The sequence below is a fragment of the Kitasatospora sp. NPDC034533 genome (assembly GCF_055575155.1).
Genome location: NZ_JBVITE010000048.1, coordinates 38,105 through 60,428 on the forward strand (window position 1 = coordinate 38,105; position 22,324 = coordinate 60,428).

Consider the following 22,324-nt stretch of genomic DNA (forward strand, 5'->3'; position numbering starts at 1 on the left):
GGCGACCCGCCCGACTCCGGTCCGAGGAGGAGCCCGCTACATCGAAAGGTGCAGTCCCGGACGGCACCCCGCGACGACGACACCGGCCCGTCCGCGCGCGAGCCTGGGAACACCGCCGAAACACCGGGAGCAGAACGTGATCGTCACCCTCATCGTCGCGGCCGAGATCTCCTTCTGGATCCTGCTCGGCCTCGGCCTCGCCGCCCGCTACCTGCTGCGCCTGCGCCGCACCAGCACCGCGCTGCTGGTCGGCCTGCCGGTGGTGGACCTCACCCTGTACGCGCTCACCGTCCTCGACCTGCGCGGCGGCACCGTCCCGAGCTGGACCCACGCCCTGGCGGCGAGCTACGCGGGCTTCTCGATCGGCTACGGCCCCTCACTGGTCCGCTGGGCCGACCGGCACTTCCTGTACCGCTTCGCCGGCGGCCCCAAGCCGCTGCCCTCCCCGAAGTACGGGCCGGAGCGGACCAGGTACGAGTGGCAGATCGCCGGCCGGACGGTCGTCTCGGCGGCGATCACGCTGAGCCTGATCACCCTGCTCGTCCCGCTCTCCGGCGGCTCCGCCCACTTCGGCACCTTCACCCAGTGGTACGTCAAGCTGGGCATCGCGGCCGTGGTCAACGTGGTCGTGGCCGGCTGCTACTCCATCTGGCCCAAGCAGCCGCCGGCCGGCGTGACGGTCGAGAACGGCCGGGTGGTCACCGAGAAGACCCGGACCGGGGTCTAACGGTTCTCCCCCGGGACCCAGAGCACGTCGCCGCGCTCCTTGTTGGCCACCCGGGCCAGGATGAACAGCAGGTCGGAGAGCCGGTTGAGGTACTTCGCGGTCAGCGGGTTGACGCTGTCGCCGTGCTCCGCGATCGCCGCCCAGGTCGAGCGCTCGGCCCGCCGCACCACCGTGCAGGCCAGGTGCAGGTGGGCCGCGCCGGGCGTGCCGCCGGGCAGGATGAAGCTGCGCAGCTTCTCCACCTGCTCCAGGTAGTGGTCGCAGTCCCCCTCCAGCCGGTCGACGTACGACTGGAGCACGCGCAGCGGCGGGTACTTCGGGTCCTCGACCACCGGCGTGGACAGGTCCGCCCCCACGTCGAACAGGTCGTTCTGGACCCGGACCAGCACCGCCGTCACGTCCTCCGGCAGCTCCCCGACGGCCAGGGCCACCCCGATCGCCGCGTTCGCCTCGTTGGCGTCCGCGTACGCGACCAGCCGCGGATCGGTCTTGGTGGTCCGGCTCATGTCGCCCAGGGCGGTGGTGCCGTCATCGCCGGTACGGGTGTAGATGCGCGTCAGATTGACCATGCGGTCAGCCTAGGGCGTGTCCGGCCGTTCGCGTCGCGCACCCGGCGAGATTCCTCGGACCGCCCCGAGGGGCAGGTCAGGCGACGTTGACCCGCTGCCCGGGCGGGGCCGCCTCCAGCCAGGCCAGGAAGCCGGTCAGCGCGTCCTCGCTCATCGCCAGCTCCAGCGGCGCCCCGTTGTGGAGGCAGCGCAGCACCACCGAACCGGACAGCAGCGCCAGCTCCTCCTGGCCCTCCGGGTAGCGCCGGCCGAGCACCTCGATCTCCCGGCGCGGCAGCACCTTGCGCGGCCGCGGGGCGTACGAGAAGACACGGAACCACTCGATGGAGTCACCGCTGTAGCGGCCGATACCAAAAACCCACCCCTTGCCGTCGGTCGGGGGGACCGGGGCCGAGGTGGGTCTGCCGTTCTCGTCGAGGTCGGGCTGCGTCGAGGCGTCGGCGGGCATTTTGAGCCGGTAGCTGCAGTCGAAGGTGCCGCCGACCCGCTGGATCAGGCGGCGCCGTACGGCGAAGGCCATCAAGCCCATCACACCCAGGGCCACGACCGCCGCACACACCACAAGCGCGAGGACCATGCTCACCCACCTCCTCGCTACCCGCGTTCCCCGTAGCGGTCGTATCAAGCGACCGCGCTGACCTACCAACTACGACGACAGTCCCGGGGTCACGCTCACGCGTCCCCGGGACCGTCGGTCGACCCCGCTAAGCCGGGGTCCGGCGCACTCAGGCGTGGGCCTTGAGGCCGCGCGCCGCGAACAGACGGACCTCGGCGCGCCGCTCGGCGTGCTCGTCCAGGTCCGACTTGGCCTTCTCCAGTGCGCGCTCGGCACGCGCGACGTCGATCTCGTCCGCCAGCTCGGCGATCTCCGCGAGCAGAGACAGCTTGTTGTCGGCGAAGGAGATGAAGCCGCCGTGCACCGCGGCGATCACGGTGCCGCCGTCCACCGTGCGGATGGTGACGGGACCGGTCTCCAGCACGCTCAGCACCGGGGTGTGGCCCGGCATGATGCCGGTGTCACCGGAGGCCGTACGGGCGACGACGATGGTGGCCGCACCGGACCACACCTTGCGGTCGGCTGCGACCAGCTCGACGTGCAGCTCAGCCAACGTGGGCTCCTAGGCTCATGCAACGCCCGATTACTCGGGAGTTTCGGTAAGAATAACGGCCCCGCGCCCCCGGCATGAAACCGGCGGCACGGATTTGACCGGAATCACAGCCCGATGCGACGTGAGGGGCGGTCCCCAGGCTCGGGGGCCACCCCTCACGGTCACTCACAGCTGCTACCGGCCGCGATTACTTCTTCGCCAGCTCGGCGGCGTTCTTCTCCAGGTCCTCGATGCCACCGCACATGAAGAAGGCCTGCTCCGGGACGGAGTCGTACTTGCCGTCCGCGATCGCGTTGAAGGCCTCGATGGTCTCCGACAGCGGCACGGTCGAACCCTCGACACCGGTGAACTGCTTCGCCACGTAGGTGTTCTGCGAGAGGAAGCGCTCGATGCGACGGGCACGGTGGACCGTGATCTTGTCCTCTTCGGACAGCTCGTCGATGCCGAGGATCGCGATGATGTCCTGGAGGTCCTTGTACTTCTGCAGGATCCCCTTGATGCGGACGGCCGTGTCGTAGTGGTTCTGCGCGATGTACCGCGGGTCGAGGATGCGGGACGTGGAGTCCAGCGGGTCGACGGCCGGGTAGATGCCCTTCTCCGAGATCGGACGCGACAGAACGGTGGTCGCGTCCAGGTGGGCGAAGGTGGTGGCCGGGGCCGGGTCGGTCAGGTCGTCCGCGGGGACGTAGATCGCCTGCATCGAGGTGATCGAGTGACCACGGGTCGAGGTGATGCGCTCCTGGAGGAGGCCCATCTCGTCGGCCAGGTTCGGCTGGTAGCCCACCGCGGAGGGCATGCGGCCGAGCAGGGTCGACACCTCGGAACCGGCCTGGGTGAACCGGAAGATGTTGTCGATGAAGAGGAGCACGTCCTGCTTCTCGACGTCACGGAAGTACTCCGCCATGGTCAGCGCGGAGAGCGCGACGCGCAGACGGGTGCCCGGCGGCTCGTCCATCTGGCCGAAGACCAGCGCGGTCTTGTCCAGGACGCCCGAGTCGACCATCTCGTCGATGAGGTCGTTGCCCTCACGGGTGCGCTCGCCGACGCCGGCGAACACCGACACACCACCGAAGTTCTCGGCGACGCGGTAGATCATCTCCTGGATCAGAACGGTCTTGCCGACACCGGCGCCACCGAACAGACCGATCTTGCCACCCTGGACGTACGGGGTGAGCAGGTCGATGACCTTGATGCCGGTCTCGAACATCTCGGTCTTGGACTCGAGGTCCTTGAACTCGGGGGCCTTGCGGTGGATCGGCCAGCGGACCTCGACCTGCTTGTCGAACTCCGCCTGGTCGACGTTCAGCACGTCACCCAGGGCGTTGAAGACCTTGCCCTTGGTGATCTGACCGACCGGCACGGAGATCGCGGCACCGGTGTCGGTGACCTGCGAACCGCGGACCAGGCCGTCGGTCGGCTGCATCGAGATGCCGCGGACCAGGCCGTCGCCGAGGTGCTGGGCGACCTCCAGGGTCAGGGTCTTCCTGCCCGAGCCGTCGGGGTTGTCCACCTCGACGTGCAGGGCGTTGTACATGTCCGGGATCGCGTCGACGGGGAACTCCACGTCGACGACCGGGCCGATGACCCGCGCGACGCGGCCCGTCGCCGTGGTCGGCTCAACAGTGGTGGTCATACTCATTCGCTCCCGCGGCTGGCGTCAGCGAGCGCGTTGGCGCCACCGACAATCTCGCTGATTTCCTGGGTGATCTCGGCCTGACGGGCCGAGTTGGCAAGCCGCGTGAGCGACTTGATGAGCTCGCCGGCGTTGTCCGTCGCGCTCTTCATCGCGCGGCGGCGGGCGGCGTGCTCGGAAGCGGCCGACTGCAGCAGCGCGTTGTAGATCCGGCTCTCGACGTACCGCGGCAGGAGCGCGTCCAGGACGCCCTCCGCCGACGGCTCGAAGTCGTACAGCGGGAAGATCTCCGACTTGGCCGGCGACTGGTCGCTGAGCTGGACCTCGTCCAGCTTCAGCGGCAGCAGCCGGGCCTCCACCGCGTTCTGCGTCAGCATGGACACGAACTCGGTCGAGATCAGGTGGAGCTCGTCCACGCCGCCGGTCTCGGCCGTGAAGGCCGTGATCAGGTCGGCCGCCACGGTCTTCGCGTCACCATAGGTCGGCTTGTCCGAGAATCCCGTCCACGAGTCCTCGATCGTCAGACCGCGGAACGAGTAGTACGAGACGCCCTTGCGACCGATGATGTACGTCACCACGTCCTTGCCCTCGGCCTTCAGGCGCTCGGTGAGCGTCTGGGCGGCCTTGATGGCGTTGGTCGAGTAACCGCCCGCCAGACCGCGGTCCGCCGTGATCAGCAGGACGGCGGCGCGCTTGGCGTCCGGGTTCTCGGTGGTGAGCGGGTGCTTGGCGTTGGACCGGGTGGCCACCGCCGTCACCGCCCGGGTGAGCTCATCGGCGTACGGAGTGGAGGCGGCCACCGCGCGCTGCGCCTTGACGATGCGCGACGCGGAGATCATCTCCATCGCCTTGGTGATCTTCTTCGTCGCGGTGACAGAGCGGATCCGGCGCTTGTAGACCCGAAGCTGTGCTCCCATGGGTCGTTACGTCCTTTCCCTCGCTACCGGACTCAGGCCTGCTCGGAGAGCAGCTTGCCGTCAGCGGTCTGGTAACCCTGCTTGAACGCCTCGATCGCGGTGGTCAGCGCGTCGACGGTGCCGTCGGCCAGCAGACCGGTCTCGACGATGCCGGCCAGCAGGTCCTTGTGCTGGAGGCGGACGTGGTCCAGGAACTCGCGCTCGAAGCGACGGATCTCGGCGACCGGGACGTCGTCCATCTTGCCGGTGGTGCCGGCCCAGATGGAGACGACCTGCTCCTCGACCGGGAACGGCTGGTACTGACCCTGCTTCAGCAGCTCGACCATGCGCGCACCGCGCTCCAGCTGGGCCTTGGAGGCCGCGTCCAGGTCGGAACCGAAGGCGGCGAAGGCCTCCAGCTCACGGTACTGGGCGAGGTCCAGACGCAGGCGGCCGGCGACCGAACGCATGGCCTTGATCTGGGCGGAGCCACCGACGCGGGAGACCGAGATGCCGACGTTCACGGCCGGGCGGATGCCGGCGTTGAACAGGTCGGACTCCAGGAAGCACTGGCCGTCGGTGATGGAGATGACGTTGGTCGGGATGTACGCCGAGACGTCGTTGGCCTTGGTCTCGATGATCGGCAGACCGGTCATCGAGCCGCCGCCCAGGGCGTCGTTCAGCTTGGCGCAGCGCTCCAGCAGGCGGGAGTGCAGGTAGAAGACGTCACCCGGGTAGGCCTCGCGGCCCGGCGGGCGGCGCAGCAGCAGGGAGACGGAGCGGTAGGCCTCGGCCTGCTTCGACAGGTCGTCGAAGATGATCAGGACGTGCTTGCCGTCGTACATCCACTCCTGGCCGATGGCCGAACCGGTGTACGGGGCGAGGTACTTGAAGCCGGCCGGGTCGGAGGCGGGAGCGGCCACGATGGTGGTGTACTCCAGCGCGCCGGCCTCCTCCAGGGCGCCGCGGACGGACGCGATGGTGGAGCCCTTCTGGCCCACGGCGACGTAGATGCAGCGGACCTGCTTCTCCGGGTCGCCCGAGCGCCAGTTGTCGCGCTGGTTGATGATCGTGTCGACGGCCACCGCAGTCTTGCCGGTCTGGCGGTCGCCGATGATCAGCTGGCGCTGGCCGCGGCCGATCGGGGTCATCGCGTCGATGGCCTTGATGCCGGTCTGCAGCGGCTGCTTGACCGACTTGCGGGCCATGACGCCGGGGGCCTGCAGCTCCAGGGCGCGACGGCCGGTGGAGGCGATGTCGCCCAGGCCGTCGATCGGGTTGCCCAGCGGGTCCACGACGCGGCCGAGGTAGCCGTCGCCGACCGGAACCGAGAGGACCTCGCCGGTGCGGCGCACGGTCTGGCCCTCTTCGATGCCGCCGAACTCACCGAGGACGACGACACCGATCTCGCGGGTGTCGAGGTTCAGCGCGAGGCCGAGCGTGCCGTCCTCGAACTTCAGCAGCTCGTTCGCCATGACCGAGGGCAGACCCTCGACATGGGCGATGCCGTCCGCCGCGTCAGTGACCGTGCCGACCTCTTCCACAGAAGCGGCGTCCGGCTGGTACGACTGGACAAAGTCGGCCAGCGCGTCCCGGATCTCCTCCGGACGGATCGTAAGCTCCGCCATCAGGCTTCCCTGCTCTCCTAGTTTGCGATCCTCGGCCCGCCATTGAGGGCCGCAAGTATTCGACTCTCGGCCGGGTCTTCCGAACCGGCCGTACGATTTGCCGGCTCCTTGGGGAGCCGGTTTCCCGACCGAGGGTCGGATGTGCTGCTCCGGTGCTCAGCCTTCGAGCGACTGGCGAGCGCCCTCAAGGCGGCTCGACACCGTGCCGTTGATGATCTCGTCGCCGATCTGCACCCGAACGCCGCCGATGACCTCGGGGTCGACGTCGATGTTCAGGTGGACCTGGCGGCCGTACATCCGGCCCAGAGCGCCGGACAGGCGCTCCTTCTGGGTGTCCGACAGCGGCACCGCGGTGGTGACCAGGGCCACCACGCGGCCACGGCGCGCGGCAGCGAGCTTCGAGTAGGACTCGAGGCCCTGCTCCAGGCTACGGCCACGCGGCACGTTGACGAGGGCGGTGACCAGCCGGACGGTGCCGGCGTTGGCCCGGCCGCCGAGCAGCTTCTTGATCAGCTCGGCCTTGGCGACGGCACCGGCCTTCGGCTCGGTCAGCGCGGAGCGCAGCTCGTGCGAGCCGCTCACCACCCGGCCGAAGCGGAAGAGCTCGTCCTCGACGTCGTCCAGGGAGCCGGCCTTGTCCGCGGCGATGATCTCGGCGTACGCGGCGAGCTCCTCGGTCGCGTCCACCAGGTCGCGCGAGCCCGACCAGCGGGAGCGGACCAGACCGGAGACCAGGTCGACGGCCTCGCCGGAGACCTGGCCGGTCAGCAGCGAGGTGACCAGCTGGGCCTTGTCCTGGCCCGACCGCGACGGGTCGGTCAGGACGCGGCGCAGCGACACCTCACGGTCCAGGACGGCCGTGACGGCGGTGAGCTCCTCGGCGAGCTTGGCCGCGTCCACCGAGGTGGAGTCGGTCAGGCTCTCCAGGTTCTGCCGACCGGCGGCGAGGGCCTCGCGGCTGGCGCCGATCACTTGGCCGCACCCTGAGCAACGGCGGCCTTGGCCTCCAGCTCGTCCAGGAAGCGGTCGATGACGCCGCTCTGCCGGGTGTGGTCCTCAAGGGACTCACCCACGATGCGGGAAGCCAGCTGGGTGGCCAGCGAACCCACGTCCTGGCGCAGGGCGGCAGTCGCCTGCTTCTTGTCGGCCTCGATCTGCGCGTGACCGGCGGCGACGATGGCCTCGCGCTGACGCTGGCCCTCCTCGCGCATCTCGGCGAGCTGGGCGGCGCCCTGCTCGCGAGCCTGCTCGACGATGCGGGCAGCCTCGTGGCGCGCCTCGGCAAGCTCGGCGCGGTACTGCTCAAGCACGGCCTGGGCCTCGGCCTGAGCGGCCTCGGCGCGCTCCATACCGCCCTCGATCGCGTCCCGGCGCTCCGACAGCACCTTCTCGATGCTGGGGAGGAGCTTCTTGCCGAGCAGACCGAAGACGATGAAGAAGCAGAGCAGGCCGATAACGATCTCGGGCCAGTTGGGGAGAAGAGGGTTCATCTTCTCCTCAGCCGCGAGCTGAGCCACGATGCTCATTTCTGGACCTTCCTCGAAAGGGTCTGCGGCAGGATTACTTGTTGCCGAAGACGAACGGCATGACGATGCCGATGAGGGCGAGCGCCTCGGTCAGCGCGAAGCCGATGAACATGTTGGAACGGATGAGACCGGCAGCCTCGGGCTGGCGGGCCATGGCCTGGACACCGTTACCGAAGATCAGACCGACGCCGATGCCGGGGCCGATGGCGGCGAGGCCGTAGCCCAGGGAGGCGACGGAACCGTAGACAGTGCCCTCAGCGAGGATGCTCATTGACGTTGTCCTTTGCAGGGTGGTGAACCGGTGGTGATTGGCCACCGGGCGATCGGGAGGTGGTTCTCGGCGGGGCCTGGGCCCCGGGGCTCAGTGCGCCTCTTCCAGGGCACCGGCGATGTAGCTGCTGGCCAGCATCACGAAGATGTAGGCCTGCAGGAACTGGACCAGCAGCTCGAAGGCGGTCAGGCCGACGGCGACGATGAACGAGGCCGAGCCGTACAGCGCGCCCAGGGACGGGCTGAGCAGGTACCAGGAGGCGATGGAGAACATCACGATCAGCAGGTGGCCGGCGAACATGTTCGCGAAGGCTCGGACCGCGAGCGTGAAGGGGCGCACGAAGATGTTCGAGAAGAACTCGATCGGCACCAGGATGAACATGACCCAGCCGGGGATGCCCGACGGCCAGCACAGGTTCTTCAGACCGCCGACGAAGCCGTGCTTCTTGAAGGTCAGCGTCATGTAGGTGATCCACACGACGGCCGCGAGGCCGGCCGGGAACGCGATCGCCGCCGTCACGGGGAACTGCGCGAACGGGATGATCGACATGATGTTCATCAACCAGATGAAGAAGAACATCGAGACCAGCATCGGGACGTACTTCTCGCCCTTCTTGCCGATCGTCTCCAGCACGATGGAGCGCTTGACGAAGTCGTAACCGATCTCGCCGACCAGCTGGAGCTTGCCGGGGACCAGGCGCGGCTTGGCGAAAGCGGCCCAGAAGAACACCACGACCAGGAGCGCGACGATGATCGACAGCAGCATCGGCTTGTTGAACTCGATGCTGCCGATCGAGAAGATCGGCTTGAACTGGAACTCGTTCAGACCCGGGGCCGGGAAGCCGCAGCCAGCGTCCCCGAAGTGGCAACTGCCTGAGGCGAGAGACGTGAGTTCAGCACTCACCACGGACTCCTTCGTCATGACGCATGGATACGGCAACCTCGGTGTGTCGGCGTGGCCTGCGGCCACGGAGCGGCACTGGTACTTGATGGGTTTCTCGCCGACCCCGCGCGCCGGTGCGCTGCACCACAGCGGGATCATCGAAGACTGCGCGGATCAGGGGGGCGATCGGTCCGATGTGCGGACAGACCAGGCCTCTTCCCGTACTCCGTTGTTGCGACGGACGATAGCAGCCCGTCAGTGCGGCATAAACACCGCCCCCCTCGTTGGGGGGACAGTCGGGCCTCGTCACTGTTGACGCCCCTTGTCGGAGGGCTTGTCGCCCTTCTTTTCGGAGGCGTCGGGGTCGACGTAGAAGGTCTTGGCCTTGAGCGCGCCGCGCACCTGGAAGCCCGTCCAGATCAGGGCGCAGCCGAGCAGGGTGAAGGCGAACGCCTGCCGGTTGAAGAGTTCGGTGTCCTTGAAGACCGCGAGCACGATGCCGACCAGCAGGATCTGCGTGGTGTACACCAGGAGGGCCGCGGCCATCATGATCTGCGGGTTGGACCTGGTCAGCCGGTCGAGCGCGACCTGGCCGAAGCTGAAGAAGGCCATCACGAGGAGCGCGCCGAACAGGGCGCCGAGCAGCCCCTTCCCACCGGCGACTGCGAAGGAGATCGCCATGGCGATGATCCCGGCGACCGCAGTGGGAATCGCGGCGCCTCGGAGGATCCGGGCGTCGGTGGACGGCATGTCGGCAGCTCCGGCGGCATGTCGATGGCGGGGGGACGGGCACAGCGGTGACGGGTGACACCGGACCGAGGGGTCGCCGTGGGCCGCCCGCTGGAGCGGCGGGCCCGGTGAGGGAAGACCGACAGGGACGGAAGTCATCCACCTGTCAGTTCTTTCGGCGTGTTCCCGGTACTCGTGAACGGTATCACAAACTATTTGATGCGAGCTTTACCATGAATGTGTGGCACCTGTCACACCAACGGCGTAACCGTTGCGCCGTTCGGGTGAGTTCGCCTGGGCGTTCGTCAACTCCCTTGTCAGCGGCGGCCAGTGGCGGTGTCGTGGTTCCCGACCGCGGTGGAGCCGCTGGCGGCGCCGGCGCCCGCGTCCCGTCCGGCTTCACCGAGGAGTTGCTTGTCCTTCGCCGACAGTTCGGCCATCGGACCGGTCTGGCGCCGGCGGTAGCGCGGGGGGACGAAGGACTGCACCGCCCGCGGGGCGCGCGGCCGGAACCGCGGGGTGAGCAGCACCACCATGCCGACCAGGCAGAGCCCGGCGAGCGTGAGGATGACGGTGCGGCCGGTGTTGGTCACCGAGAAGGCCACCGAGCCGAAGGCGATCAGCGCGGCCCAGAAGTACATGATCAGGACGGCGCGGCTGTGCGAGTGGCCGACCTGGAGCAGCCGGTGGTGCAGGTGGCGCTTGTCCGCGGCGAACGGGGACTGGCCGGCCCAGGTGCGGCGCACCACGGCGAGCAGCAGGTCGGCCAGCGGCAGCGCGATGACGGTCAGCGGCAGCAGCAGCGGGATGTAGATCGGCACCAGGGTGTGCACGGTGGCGGTCTGCGAACCGGTCTCGTTGTTGATCAGGTCCGGGTCGACCCGGCCGGTGATGGAGATCGCGGCGACGGCCAGCATCAGGCCGAGCATCATCGAGCCGGAGTCGCCCATGAAGATCCGCGCGGGGTGCATGTTGTGCGCCAGGAAGCCCAGGCACATGCCGATCAGCAGCACGCTGAACAGCACGGCGGGGGCCGCGTCGGAGATCGTGTAGCCGTACCAGAGCCGGTAGCTGTACAGGAAGAAGGCCATCGCGGCGATGCAGACCATGCCGCCGGCCAGGCCGTCCAGTCCGTCGATGAAGTTCACCGCGTTGACCATGACGACGACCAGGGTGACCGAGATGACCATGCCCTGGGTCGGGCTCACCGCGACCGGTCCGACGCCGGGCACCGGGAGGGTGATCACCGTGACGCCCTGCCAGACCATCACGCCGGCGGCGATCATCTGGCCGCCGAGCTTCACCAGCGCGTCCACGCCCCACTTGTCGTCGAGCACCCCGAGCAGGAACATGATCCCCGCCCCGGACAGCAGCGCGCGGATGTCGGTGCCCTGCGAGAACACCTTGCCCAGGTTGTCGAGCTGCGAGGCGACCAGGATGCCCGCGCAGAGCCCGCCGAACATCGCGATGCCGCCGAGCCGCGGCGTGGGCTCGCGGTGCACGTCGCGGGCGCGCACCGGCGGCATGGCACCGGCCGCGATGGCGAACTTCCGGACCGGGCCGGTCAGCAGGTAGGTGACGGCGGCGGTGCAGAACAGCACCAGCAGATACTCACGCACCACTGGCCTCCTGCATCACTGTCGAACGGGGGGGTACCGAAGGTACTCCCCTGCCTTCCCGGGGTTCGAGGTGCGTCGCCACGGCACACACCTTATTGAGTCGGACGCCGGGACCGTGCATCGCGGTTCGCCCTCCCGGGTAGGAGATCCCGATACCCGGGAGGGAATCCGTCAGCGTCGGCCGGCGAAGGCCCGCGCCAGTTCCCGGACCCGCGCGGCCACCGGGGCCGCCGCGCCCCCGGCGAGGGCCCGCGCGATCAGCCCGGCGATCTCGGTCAGCTCCGGCTCCCCCATCCCCTGGCTGGTCACCGTGCCCGTGCCCAGCCGGATGCCGGAGGCCTCGGCGGGCGGGGCCGGGTCGAAGGGCACCGCGCACTTGCCGAGCAGCAGGCCGGCCGCCGCGCAGCGCCGCTCGGCCTCCGCGCCGGTCACCCCGAGCGGGCTCAGGTCGGCGGTCACCACGTGGGTGTCGGTGCCACCCGTCAGAGGACGCGTTCCGGCCGCCGCGAGCCCCTCGGCGAGCGCCTGGGCCCCGGAGACCGCCCGTCGCGCGTACGCCCGGTACGCGGGCTTGGCGGCCTCCGCGAGGGCCACCGCCTTGCCGGCCACCTCGTTCATCGCCGCGCCGCCCTGGCTGAACGGGAAGACCGCCCGGTCGATCCGCTCGGCCAGCTCGGCGGTGCACAGCAGCAGCCCGCCGCGCGGACCGCGCAGCAGCTTGTGGGTGGCGGCCACGGTGACGTCCGCGTACGGCACCGGGGAGGGCGCCACCCCGGCCGCGATCAGCCCGGTGGTCTGCGCGACCGCGGCGATCAGATAGGCGTCCACCTCGTCGGCGATCTCCCGGAACGCCGCCCAGTCCGGGTGCCGGGGGTGCGAGATCGAGCCGGCCACGATGGCCTTGGGCCGGTGCCGCCGGGCCAGGTCGCGCACCTGGTCGAGGTCGATCAGCCCGTCGTCCTCGCGCACGCCGTAACCGGTGAACTCGAACCAGCGCCCGGAGAAGTTGGCGCGCGAGCCGCAGCTGAGGTGGCCGCCGTGCTCCAGCGACATCGCCAGCACCCCGTCGCCCGGTCGCAGCAGCGCCGCGTACGCCGCCAGCATCGCCGAAGTCGCCGACCGGGGCTGGACGTTGGCGTGCGGGGCGGCGAACAGTTCGCGGGCCCGGTCGATCGCCAGCAGTTCGGCGGCGTCGGCCAGCGCGCAGCCGGTGTGGTGGCGGCGGCCCGGGTAGCCCTCGGCGTACTTGTCGATCAGCGGGCCGGTGAGCGCGGCCAGCACGGCGGGGCTGGTGAGGTTCTCCCCCGCCAGCAGCTGGATCGTCTCGGCGCGCCGCTCGGCCTCCGCGGCCAGCAGGTCGGCCAGCTGGGGGTCGGCCCGGTGCAGCGCCTCGGACGCCCAGGGGCGTCCCGTCGGCGCGGTCGGGCCGGTCTCGGCATGGGTGACGGTCATGACGGGGCTCCCGGGCGCTGCGGGGACTGTGTCACCCAGCGTAGGACCGCTGTCGCCGCCGGGCCCGCCGAGCGGCGGCCGGACGGCCCATCCCGTCCCTCGGCGGTGGGCGGCGGCTCCCTCAGCGGTGGGCGGCGACGCCGGTGAGCGCGGTGACGACCGGGTCCACCGCGTGGAATATCTCCTCGCCGCAGTTGCGGAACATGCCGATCGGTGCCCCGTACGGGTCCTCCAGCTCGTCCGACTCCGGGGTGGCGGCCAGCAGCCAGCCGCGCAGCGCGGCGGCGGCCCGGACCAGCGCGCGGGCCCGCTCGGTGACGTCGGCGCCGCGCCTCGGGTCCGGCAGGGTGCCCGGGTCGATCGTCCGCACCAGGCGGGTGAACTCCTTCAGCGTGAAGGTGCGCAGCCCCGCCTCGTGGCCCATCGAGATCACCTGGGCGCGGTGGTCCAGGGTCGCGGTGAGCACCAGGTCGGCCTCGACCACGTGCTCGTCCAGCAGTTCACGACCGGTGAAACCGCCGCTGTCCGCGCCGTACTCGTCGAGCACGGTCGCGGCGTGGTCCTCCATCGGCGCGCCCTCGTGGCCCCAGGTGCCGGCGCTCTCGACCAGGATCCGCCCGGCCACCCGGGGGCTCAGCCGGGTGTCCAGCTCGCGCCGGGTCAGCCGCTCGGCGATCGGCGAGCGGCAGATGTTCCCGGTGCAGACGAACAGGATGCGGAAGTGGTCCAGCGGCCTGGGGCCCACGCTCAGGTACGGCGCTATGCCCGGCCCGGCGTGGAGCGAGGCGGTGGGCGTCAACTGCCGGCCTCCAGGTCGGGTACGACCTCCCTCAGCTGCTCGACGCTGATCGCACCGGCGCGCAGCAGTACCGGGACCTTGCCGGTGACGTCGACGATGGACGAGGTGGCGGCGTCCACGGCCGCCCCGCCGTCCAGGTAGACCGAGATCGCGTCGCCCAGCTGGGCCTGTGCCTCGTCACAGGTCCGCGGGGACGCCCCGCCGATCCGGTTGGCGCTGGAGACGGCCAGCGGGCCGGTGGAGTTGAGCAGCTCGATGGCCACCGGGTGCAGCGGCATCCGGACCGCGACGGTGCCCCGGGTGTCGCCGAGGTCCCAGCGCAGCGAGGGCTGGTGCCGGGCGACCAGGGTGAGTCCGCCGGGCCAGAAGGCGTCGACCAGCTCCCAGGCCTGCTCGGAGAAGTCGGTGACCAGGCCGTGCAGGGTGGTCGGCGAGCCGACCAGCACCGGCGAGGGCGTGTTCCGGCCGCGGCCGCGGGCGGCCATCAGCTCGGCGACGGCCTCCGGGGAGAAGGCGTCCGCGCCGACCCCGTACAGGGTGTCGGTGGGCAGCACGACGATCTCGCCGCGGCGGATGGCCGAGGCGGCCTCGCGCAGACCGGTGGCACGGTCCCCGGCATCGGCACAGTCGTAGCGGCGGCTCATCGGTGCGGTCCCCTTCCGGAGTGGCTCATCGCGGTCACTGCGGTCACAGCGCGGCCTTGCGCGCGGTCGTACGGCGCTGGGTGTTCACGGCCCGGCCCTCCGGGCGGTCGTACGGTGCTCGATCCTTCACGACCCGACCCTCCGGGCGGTCGTACGGTGCTCGATCCTTCACGACCCGACCCTCCGGGCCGTCGTGAAGCGCGGCCGGTTGTTCAGGTCGCGGTGGTCGGCGGTGTCCGTCCAGCCGTGTTCCTCGTTGAAGATCCACGGCACCTGGCCGCCCTGCTGGTCCGCGTGCTCGATCACCACCGCGCCGCCCGGGCGCAGCAGTCGGGCGGCGACCCGTTCGATGCCGCGGATGGTGTCCAGTCCGTCCTCGCCGGAGAACAGCGACATCTGCGGGTCGTGGTCGCGGGCCTCCGGCGCCACGAACTCCCACTCGGTGAGCGGGATGTACGGCGGGTTGGAGATGACCAGGTCGAAGCGGCCGTCCCAGGAGCGGTCGTCCTCGAAGGCCTTGGTGGCGTCACCGGCGTGCAGGGTGATCCGGGCGCGGTCCGGGCTGGCCTCGATGTTGCGCCGGGTGTACTCCAGCGCGCCCTCGTCCAGTTCGAAGGCGTGCACGGTCGAGCGCGGCAGTTCCTGGGCCAGGGCGAGGGCGATCGCCCCGGAGCCGGAGCACAGGTCCACCACCAGCGGCTCGGCCACGTCCATGTCGCGCACCGCGTCTATCGCCCACTCGACGACCGTCTCGGTCTCCGGCCGGGGCACGAACACCCCGGGACCGACCGCCAGTTCGAGGTAGCGGAAGAACGCCCGGCCGGTGATGTGCTGGAGCGGCTCGCGCGCCTCCCGGCGGGAGACCGCCTCCCAGTACCGGGCGTCGAAGTCCGCGTCCTGCACCGTGTGCAGCTGGCTGCGCTTGACGTTGTGGACGTAGGCGGCGAGCTCCTCCGCGTCGAAGCGCGGCGACGGTACGCCGGCCGCGGCCAACCGCTGGGTGGCCTGGGCCACCTCGGCGAGCAGCAGGTTCATCCGTACGACCTCTCGTCTCTCCGGCTCCGGGCGAAACGCGGGCTGGGGTGCGCCGGTCTCAGTTCTCTTGGGCGGCCGCGGCGAGCTTGGCCGCCGCGTCCTTGTCGACGCAGGACTGGATCACCGCGTTCAGTTCGCCGTCCAGGACCTGGTCCAGGTTGTACGCCTTGAATCCGGTGCGGTGGTCCGAGATGCGGTTCTCGGGGTAGTTGTACGTCCGGATCCGCTCGGAGCGGTCCACCGTGCGGACCTGGCTGCGGCGCGCGTCCGAGGCCTCCCGCTCGGCCTCCTCCTGCGCGGCGGCCAGCAGTCGCGAACGCAGGATGCGCATCGCCTGCTCCTTGTTCTGGAGCTGGCTCTTCTCGTTCTGGCAGGACGCCACGATACCGGTCGGCAGGTGGGTGATCCGGACCGCGGAGTCGGTGGTGTTGACCGACTGGCCGCCGGGGCCGGAGGAGCGGTAGACGTCGATCCGCAGGTCGTTGGCGTGGATCTCGACCTCGACCTCCTCCGCCTCGGGGGTGACCAGCACGCCCGCCGCGGAGGTGTGGATGCGGCCCTGGGACTCGGTGGCGGGGACGCGCTGCACGCGGTGCACGCCGCCCTCGTACTTCAGCCGGGCCCAGACGCCCTGGCCGGGCTCGGCGTTGCCCCTGGTCTTCACGGCCACCGAGACGTCCTTGTAGCCGCCGAGGTCGGACTCGTTGGAGTCGATGATCTCGGTCTTCCAGCCGATCCGCTCCGCGTAGCGCAGGTACATCCGCAGCAGGTCGCCGGCGAACAGCGCGGACTCCTCGCCGCCCTCGCCCGCCTTGATCTCCAGGATGACGTCCTTGTCGTCGCTCGGGTCGCGCGGGACGAGCAGCAGGCGCAGTTCCTCGGTGAGCTCCTCCTGGCGCGCCTCGGAGTCCTTCACCTCGGCGATGAACTCCGGGTCCTCGGCGGCGAGTTCGCGCGCGGCCTCGATGTCCTCGCCGGCCTGCCGCCACTGCCGGTAGACCCGGGTGATCGGGGTCAGCTCGGCGTACCGCTTGGCCAGCTTGCGGGCGTTGGCCTGGTCGGCGTGGACGGACGGGTCGGCCAGCCTCTTCTCGAGGTCGGCGTGCTCGACGAGGAGCTCTTCGACTGCCTCGAACATGGGGTGGCCTTCTTCCCGGGGACTCGGAACGTGGGTGGGAGGTGCGGAACGCGCGGGGGACGCGGAGGGACGCGCGGGGGACGCGAACGGCGCCGGCCCCCGAGCGCCCCCGACAACGAGTACGGGGGCACCGGGAACCGGCGCCGAGGGAGCGCTAGGCCTTCGCGCTGTGCTGCTTGCCGAAGCGGGCCTCGAAGCGGGCCACGCGGCCACCGGTGTCGAGGATCTTCTGCTTGCCGGTGTAGAACGGGTGGCACTGCGAGCAGACCTCGGCGCGGATCTCGCCACTGGTCTCGGTCGAGCGGGTGGTGAACTCGGCACCGCAGGTGCAGGTCACGCGGGTGACCACGTACTCGGGGTGAACGTTGGGCTTCAAGGGGATCTCCTAGGTTTCGGGAGGGCACCGGGTCGGCGGCTGGAGTGCCGCACGTGAACCGGGACCGACGGACCAGTCTGCCAGGACCGGCCGCTTCTTCCCAAACCGGGGGCCGTTCCGGGATATTCCGGGCGCCCGCTCAGCGCACCGTGCCGGCCTTCGGGGCGGGCTTCGGGGCCGTCCTCCCGGTGGTGTCCCGCGCGGCCGTCGACGGAGCGGCGGCGGGGGCCGTGGGCGCGGCCTGGGCGGGGTTCTCCGGCTGCGCGGAGACGACCTCGGCCGGGAACGGCCGGTCGGCCCTGAGCGCCGCCCAGACCTGGTCGGCCGCCGGCTGCTGCGGCACCACCCGGTTCGGGTCGCCGGGGGCGGGCGCCACCGGCAGGGTGACCATGCTCAGCTGGTCCGGGCCTATCCCCTTGAGCTCCTGGCCGAGCCCGACCAGCGCGTTCACCGAGCCGAGCGCGGAGTCGGTGGTGACGCTCTTGGTCACGGTGTCGCCGATCGACCACAGCTTGACCGGGCTGGTGAACAGCCCGGTCCCCCCGGCCTGCTTCAGCAGCGAGCGCACCATCTGCTTCTGGAGTTCGATCCGGCCGAGGTCGCTGCCGTCGCCCACGCCGTGCCGGGTGCGCACGAAGGCCAGCGCCTGCTGCCCGTCCAGGTGGTGCTCGCCGGCCGGCAGGTCGAGCCCGCTGTCCTTGTCGTGGATGGCCACCGTGGTGGTCACGGTGGCCCCGCCCATCGCGTCCACGACCCGGGCGAAGCCGGCGAAGTCGACCTGGAGGTAGTGGTCCATCCGCAGCCCGGTGAGCTGCTCGGTGGTCTTGACGGCGCAGGCCGCGCCGCCGCTCTCGAAGGCGCTGTTGTACATCGCGCGCTTGGCGCCGGGGACGGTCTTCCCACCGGCGTCGACGCAGTCCGGGCGGGCGACCAGGGTGTCGCGCGGGATCGAGACGACCTGGGCGTGGGAGTGGTCCTGGCCGATGTGCACCACCATCGCGGTGTCCGAGCGGGCGGTGTCGCCGGTGTTCCCGCCGGCCATCGAGGCGTTGTCGCCGGCCCGCGAGTCCGAGCCCAGCACCAGGATGTTGAAGGAGCCGTCGGTGGCGGCCGGCGGCCGGGCGCCGCCGAGCCGGGAGTCGATGTCGACGCTCTTGATGTTCCCGTCGAGCTTGAGGTACACGAAGACGGCCGCGCCGGCACCGAGGACGACGAGCGCGACCAGCGCGCGGGCGGTCCGCCGCAGCACGACGCGGCGGCGGCTCAGGACCCTCTTGTGCTCGGCCATACGGTCCAGAGTAAATCGGACAACATGATCCAAACGCCCCCAAGTTGTCCCGACTCTGGAACAAAGCGGGCCGGACGCGCGGAACCCCGGACCGCTCGCGCGATCCGGGGTTCCGTGCTTCGACAGCCGTACGGCTACGGTCAGTCGCCGGAGCCGGGGGTGGTCTTGGCGATCTGCATCAGGAACTCGGCGTTGCTCTTGGTCTGCTTCATCTTGTCCAGGAGCAGCTCGATCGCCTGCTGCGAGTCGAGCGCGTGCAGCACCCGGCGCAGCTTCCAGACGATGGCCAACTCCTCGCTGCCGAGCAGGATCTCCTCCTTGCGGGTGCTGGAGGCGTCCACGTCGACGGCCGGGAAGATGCGCTTGTCCGAGAGCTTCCGGTCGAGCTTGAGCTCCATGTTGCCGGTGCCCTTGAACTCCTCGAAGATCACCTCGTCCATGCGCGAGCCGGTCTCGACCAGCGCGGTGGCCAGGATGGTCAGCGAGCCGCCGTTCTCGATGTTGCGCGCGGCGCCGAAGAACTTCTTCGGCGGGTACAGCGCGGTCGAGTCGACACCACCGGACAGGATGCGGCCGGAGGCCGGCGCCGCCAGGTTGTAGGCGCGGCCGAGGCGGGTGATCGAGTCCAGCAGGATGACCACGTCGTGACCCAGCTCCACCAGGCGCTTGGCGCGCTCGATGGCGAGCTCGGCGACGGTGGTGTGGTCCTCGGCCGGGCGGTCGAAGGTCGAGGAGATGACCTCGCCCTTCACCGACCGCTGCATGTCGGTGACCTCTTCCGGTCGCTCGTCGACCAGGACGACCATCAGGTGGCACTCGGGGTTGTTGTGGGTGATCGCGTTGGCGACCGCCTGGAGCACCATCGTCTTGCCGGTCTTCGGCGGCGCGACGATCAGACCGCGCTGGCCCTTGCCGATCGGCGACACCAGGTCGATGATCCGGGTGGTCAGCACGCCCGGGTCGGTCTCCAGGCGCAGCCGCTCCTGCGGGTAGAGCGGGGTGAGCTTGTTGAACTCGGGGCGGCCGCGGCCGCTCTCCGGGTCCATCCCGTTGACGGAGTCCAGCCGCACCATGGCGTTGAACTTCTCGCGGCGCTCGCCGTCGCGCGGCTGGCGCACGGCGCCGGTGATGGCGTCACCCTTGCGCAGGCCGTTCTTGCGGACCTGGGCGAGCGAGACGTAGACGTCGTTCTGGCCCGGCAGGTAGCCGGAGGTGCGCACGAACGCGTAGTTGTCGAGGATGTCGAGGATGCCCGCGACCGGGATCAGGACGTCGTCCTCGCCGATCTGCGGCTCCGCCGGACCGGCCTCGAAGCCGTCGCGGCCACGACGGCCACGGCGGTCGCGGTAGCGCCCGCGACGGCCCCGGCGGCCCTCGCCGAACTCGTCGTCCTCGTAACCGCCCTGCTGGGCCTGCGGCTGCTGGGCCTGCTGGCCCTGGCGGCCCTGCTGGTCGGCCTGGCCGCCCTGCTGCTGGCCGCCCTGCTGGGGCTGGCGGTCGGCGCGCTCACGGCGGTTGCGGCGGTCGCGGCGCGACTCGCGCCCCTCGCCCTCCTGGCCGCCCTGGGCCTCGCCGCCCTCCTGGCGCTCGGTGCGCTCGGTGCGGTCACCGCGCTCGCGCCGCTCACGGCGGTCGCGGCGGCTCTCGCGGCCGTCCTCGCGCCCCTCGAAGCCCCGGGTCTCGGCCGGGCGGGCCTCGGCCTGCTTGGGCTCGGCGACCGCGACGGTGGCGGCCTCGGCCTCGGCGGCCGGAGCGGCGGGAGCGCCGGCGGCCGAGGTGGCACGGCGGCGGGTGCGCTCGGTACGGGCCGGCGCGGCGGTCTCGGCGGCGGCCTGGACCGGGATCTCGATCTGGGTCTGCGGCTCGGCGGCGGCCTCGGCCGCGGCCTTCGCGGCCCTGGTGCGGCGGGCCGGCTTCTCGGCCGGGGCCTCGGCCTCGGCCTTGGCGGCGGCGCGCTTGGCGGCCGGGGCGGCGGCGCCACCGGCGGCGAGCAGCGGGTCCCCGCCGCTCTTCTCCTTGATGGTCTCGATCAGCTGGCTCTTGCGCATGCGCCCGGTACCGGTGATGCCAAGGTCCGCGGCGAGCTTCTGGAGCTCGGCCAGGACCATGCCGTCCAGGCCCGCGGCGGCATTGCGGCGGCGCCGCGCCGGGGCAGCGGGGGCGGCGGCTGCGTCCGACGCGTCGGCGTCCGGGCGCGCGCCCATCAGATCGGTGGAGTCGCTCACTAAGGGTCCTTCCCTGGAGCGGACGTCGGCCTGTCTGGCTCGGCGACCGGTTGTGCTGTCCTGACCAACGCTCGACTGCGTCGGTCCGAGGCGGTGATCCCTCGAATGGCGGGAGCCCGTCGAGGGAGAGCTACGAGGTGCGGTGCTTTGAAGCACGGTGGTGCTGAGTGGCGCGTGGGCCGGTCGTGTGTCGACCTCCCCTGAGGGCGTAACCCCCACGCTCCCTGCGAATCCCGGGCCCCCGTCGCGTGACGGTGGCCCGCGCTCCGCCCGTCCTGGCCTCTAGGTGGGAGGCCGCGGGTGGGAGTCAGGTGCCGTGTCACGGCTTCGGGATGCGGCCGCATGTCGCGCAGGCAGGCTGCGTACGCGCTGCGGTGGGCTCCCGGAGAATCGTCGCCCCGTGCATCGCCGGGACTCCACTGCCGTGGAGTGCTGGGATCGGGACGCGGCGCACCGAGCCCCGGAGGGCACCTGGTGCAGCAATGAGGTTAACACTACCGACCCCCTCAGACATTCCCCAGCCTCGTGCTTGCCAATCGTGTCCGTCGGGCCCGGCTCGGCGGGGTGCCGGTGCCGGGCCCCGCGCGGCCCGTTCGCGCTGCTCAGACGTCCAGCGGGAGCACGACGGCCCCGGTGCGGTCGACGTCCAGCCGGTGCGCGGCGAACGCCGGGTCGCCGCCGTGGCCGTGGTGCCCGGCGAAGGAGAGCACCTTGTCGGCGCCCGCCTCGTCGGTGAGCGCCAGGACGGTCGGGCCGGCCCCGGAGATGACCGCGGGGACGCCCTCGGCGCGCAGCGCGCCGACCAGCGCGGCGCTGTCCGGCATCGCGGAGGCGCGGTAGTCCTGGTGCAGCCGGTCCTCGGTGGCGGCGAACAGCAGGTCGGGCCGCCTGGTCAGCGCCTCGACCAGCAGTGCGGAGCGGCCGGCGTTGACGGCGGCGTCGGCCAGCGGGACGGTCTTCGGCAGCAGTCCGCGCGCGGTCTCGGTGAGCACCTCGCCGGCGGGGACGAACACCACCGGGACGACCTGCTCGGACGGCTCCAGCGCGACCGCCCTGGCCGACTCCTCGTCGGTCCAGGCGATGGTGAAGTTGCCGCGCAGGCAGGCCGCGACGTTGTCGGGGTGGCCCTCCAGCTCGGAGGCGAGGGCCAGCAGCGCGTCGTCGTCCAGCGCGGACGGCCCGCCGATGGTCACCGCGCGGGCGGCCACGATGCCGGCGCAGATGGCGGCCGACGAGGAGCCGAGGCCGCGGCCGTGCGGTATCCGGTTGGCGCAGACCACTTCGAGGCCGCGGGGCTGGCCGCCGAGCCGGTCGAAGGCGGCGCGCATCGAGCGGACCAGCAGGTGGCGCTCGTCGCGCGGCAGCGTGTCGGCGCCCTCACCCGCGATGTCGACGGAGAGGCCGGAGTCGGCGACCCGGACGACGACGTCGTCGTACAGGCCCAGCGCGAGCCCGAAGGCGTCGAAGCCGGGGCCGAGGTTGGCGCTGGTCGCGGGAACCCTGACCCGGACGGCGGCGGCACGGAACGCAGGACCGGCCATGCGGTGGACTCTCCTGGGGAAATCGGGCGGCGCGGAGCGCGTCGGCGGTGCGAGGGTGGGGAACGGACCACGGCCCCTCGGGGGCGGGCGGTCGCTGGGGTCGGCTCGGCCCGGACCCGCCGGGCCCGGGGCAGTCGCCACGCGGCCGAGGCCAGAGTATCGAAGAGAGGTTCCCCAGCGGTACACCCCGTGGGCCTTCGATCTGGTGTGTTGCCGGTTCTGGCCGGAATGCGCACC

At 71.0% G+C, this 22,324-nt stretch carries 23 protein-coding genes; 1 reads left to right on the forward strand and 22 read right to left on the reverse strand.

Features of this window, described 5'->3' with window-relative positions:
* Positions 1 to 136: 136 nt before the first annotated feature.
* Positions 137 to 727, forward strand: coding sequence for a hypothetical protein (locus tag ACZ55U_RS27720; protein ID WP_465530150.1), 591 nt, complete (start codon positions 137 to 139; stop codon positions 725 to 727).
* On the opposite strand, the gene ACZ55U_RS27725 is transcribed toward ACZ55U_RS27720, so the two are convergent.
* From ACZ55U_RS27725 to thrB, 22 genes are all read right to left on the reverse strand, one after another.
* A complete protein-coding gene (locus ACZ55U_RS27725; protein WP_465530152.1) occupies positions 724 to 1,296 on the reverse strand; it encodes a cob(I)yrinic acid a,c-diamide adenosyltransferase in 573 nt (190 codons plus the stop codon). The two genes, ACZ55U_RS27720 and ACZ55U_RS27725, sit on opposite strands and share 4 nt — an antisense overlap.
* Positions 1,297 to 1,372: 76 nt before the next feature.
* On the reverse strand, positions 1,373 to 1,873 hold the full coding sequence (locus ACZ55U_RS27730) for a DUF2550 domain-containing protein (RefSeq protein ID WP_380697068.1): 501 nt from the start codon (positions 1,871 to 1,873) through the stop codon (positions 1,373 to 1,375).
* Positions 1,874 to 2,021: 148 nt separating this feature from the next.
* Complete coding sequence (locus ACZ55U_RS27735; protein ID WP_030057524.1) at positions 2,022 to 2,405, reverse strand: F0F1 ATP synthase subunit epsilon; 384 nt, start codon at positions 2,403 to 2,405, stop codon at positions 2,022 to 2,024.
* A gap of 187 nt (positions 2,406 to 2,592) precedes the next feature.
* The gene (gene atpD, locus ACZ55U_RS27740; RefSeq protein WP_465530154.1) at positions 2,593 to 4,038 is read right to left on the reverse strand and encodes a F0F1 ATP synthase subunit beta; all 1,446 of its coding nucleotides are present in this window, start codon (positions 4,036 to 4,038) and stop codon (positions 2,593 to 2,595) included.
* A gap of 2 nt (positions 4,039 to 4,040) precedes the next feature.
* Complete coding sequence (locus ACZ55U_RS27745) at positions 4,041 to 4,955, reverse strand: F0F1 ATP synthase subunit gamma (RefSeq protein ID WP_465530156.1); 915 nt, start codon at positions 4,953 to 4,955, stop codon at positions 4,041 to 4,043.
* Between the two features lie 32 nt (positions 4,956 to 4,987).
* Positions 4,988 to 6,562, reverse strand: a complete 1,575-nt coding sequence (gene atpA / locus ACZ55U_RS27750) for a F0F1 ATP synthase subunit alpha (protein WP_355671467.1) — start codon at positions 6,560 to 6,562, stop codon at positions 4,988 to 4,990.
* Between the two features lie 156 nt (positions 6,563 to 6,718).
* Positions 6,719 to 7,534 carry a F0F1 ATP synthase subunit delta gene (locus ACZ55U_RS27755; RefSeq protein WP_465530158.1) on the reverse strand — a complete coding sequence of 272 codons (816 nt, stop codon included), beginning with the start codon at positions 7,532 to 7,534 and terminating at the stop codon, positions 6,719 to 6,721.
* Complete coding sequence (locus ACZ55U_RS27760; RefSeq protein WP_380697060.1) at positions 7,531 to 8,088, reverse strand: F0F1 ATP synthase subunit B; 558 nt, start codon at positions 8,086 to 8,088, stop codon at positions 7,531 to 7,533. Before ACZ55U_RS27760 ends, ACZ55U_RS27755 begins: the two co-directional genes overlap by 4 nt.
* Before the next feature lie 34 nt (positions 8,089 to 8,122).
* Positions 8,123 to 8,359: an ATP synthase F0 subunit C gene (gene atpE, locus ACZ55U_RS27765; RefSeq protein WP_031074289.1), complete on the reverse strand. Its 237-nt coding sequence runs from the start codon at positions 8,357 to 8,359 to the stop codon at positions 8,123 to 8,125.
* A 90-nt stretch (positions 8,360 to 8,449) separates the two neighbouring features.
* Positions 8,450 to 9,280: a F0F1 ATP synthase subunit A gene (gene atpB / locus ACZ55U_RS27770; RefSeq protein WP_465530159.1), complete on the reverse strand. Its 831-nt coding sequence runs from the start codon at positions 9,278 to 9,280 to the stop codon at positions 8,450 to 8,452.
* Between the two features lie 267 nt (positions 9,281 to 9,547).
* On the reverse strand, positions 9,548 to 9,991 hold the full coding sequence (locus tag ACZ55U_RS27775; protein ID WP_359829292.1) for a hypothetical protein: 444 nt from the start codon (positions 9,989 to 9,991) through the stop codon (positions 9,548 to 9,550).
* Positions 9,992 to 10,287: 296 nt separating this feature from the next.
* Entirely contained in the window at positions 10,288 to 11,589 is a 1,302-nt protein-coding gene (locus ACZ55U_RS27780) for an MraY family glycosyltransferase (RefSeq protein WP_465530161.1), read from the reverse strand.
* A 171-nt stretch (positions 11,590 to 11,760) separates the two neighbouring features.
* Positions 11,761 to 13,041, reverse strand: a complete 1,281-nt coding sequence (locus ACZ55U_RS27785; protein ID WP_465530163.1) for a serine hydroxymethyltransferase — start codon at positions 13,039 to 13,041, stop codon at positions 11,761 to 11,763.
* Positions 13,042 to 13,162: 121 nt separating this feature from the next.
* Entirely contained in the window at positions 13,163 to 13,804 is a 642-nt protein-coding gene (locus ACZ55U_RS27790; protein WP_465530197.1) for an arsenate reductase/protein-tyrosine-phosphatase family protein, read from the reverse strand.
* 32 nt (positions 13,805 to 13,836) lie between these two features.
* On the reverse strand, positions 13,837 to 14,484 hold the full coding sequence (locus ACZ55U_RS27795; protein ID WP_465530165.1) for an L-threonylcarbamoyladenylate synthase: 648 nt from the start codon (positions 14,482 to 14,484) through the stop codon (positions 13,837 to 13,839).
* 43 nt (positions 14,485 to 14,527) lie between these two features.
* The gene (locus ACZ55U_RS27800; protein WP_465530167.1) at positions 14,528 to 14,656 is read right to left on the reverse strand and encodes a hypothetical protein; all 129 of its coding nucleotides are present in this window, start codon (positions 14,654 to 14,656) and stop codon (positions 14,528 to 14,530) included.
* A complete protein-coding gene (gene prmC / locus ACZ55U_RS27805) occupies positions 14,653 to 15,519 on the reverse strand; it encodes a peptide chain release factor N(5)-glutamine methyltransferase (protein WP_465530169.1) in 867 nt (288 codons plus the stop codon). Before prmC ends, ACZ55U_RS27800 begins: the two co-directional genes overlap by 4 nt.
* A gap of 58 nt (positions 15,520 to 15,577) precedes the next feature.
* Positions 15,578 to 16,657 carry a peptide chain release factor 1 gene (prfA, locus tag ACZ55U_RS27810; RefSeq protein ID WP_465530171.1) on the reverse strand — a complete coding sequence of 360 codons (1,080 nt, stop codon included), beginning with the start codon at positions 16,655 to 16,657 and terminating at the stop codon, positions 15,578 to 15,580.
* Positions 16,658 to 16,811: 154 nt separating this feature from the next.
* Positions 16,812 to 17,033 carry a 50S ribosomal protein L31 gene (gene rpmE, locus ACZ55U_RS27815; RefSeq protein ID WP_030057539.1) on the reverse strand — a complete coding sequence of 74 codons (222 nt, stop codon included), beginning with the start codon at positions 17,031 to 17,033 and terminating at the stop codon, positions 16,812 to 16,814.
* A gap of 139 nt (positions 17,034 to 17,172) precedes the next feature.
* Positions 17,173 to 18,321 (reverse strand): LCP family protein, encoded by a 1,149-nt coding sequence (locus ACZ55U_RS27820; RefSeq protein ID WP_465530173.1) that lies wholly within the window; start codon positions 18,319 to 18,321, stop codon positions 17,173 to 17,175.
* Positions 18,322 to 18,461: 140 nt separating this feature from the next.
* The gene (gene rho, locus ACZ55U_RS27825) at positions 18,462 to 20,546 is read right to left on the reverse strand and encodes a transcription termination factor Rho (RefSeq protein WP_465530175.1); all 2,085 of its coding nucleotides are present in this window, start codon (positions 20,544 to 20,546) and stop codon (positions 18,462 to 18,464) included.
* 602 nt (positions 20,547 to 21,148) lie between these two features.
* Positions 21,149 to 22,087, reverse strand: a complete 939-nt coding sequence (gene thrB / locus ACZ55U_RS27830; protein ID WP_465530177.1) for a homoserine kinase — start codon at positions 22,085 to 22,087, stop codon at positions 21,149 to 21,151.
* Positions 22,088 to 22,324: the final 237 nt, after the last annotated feature.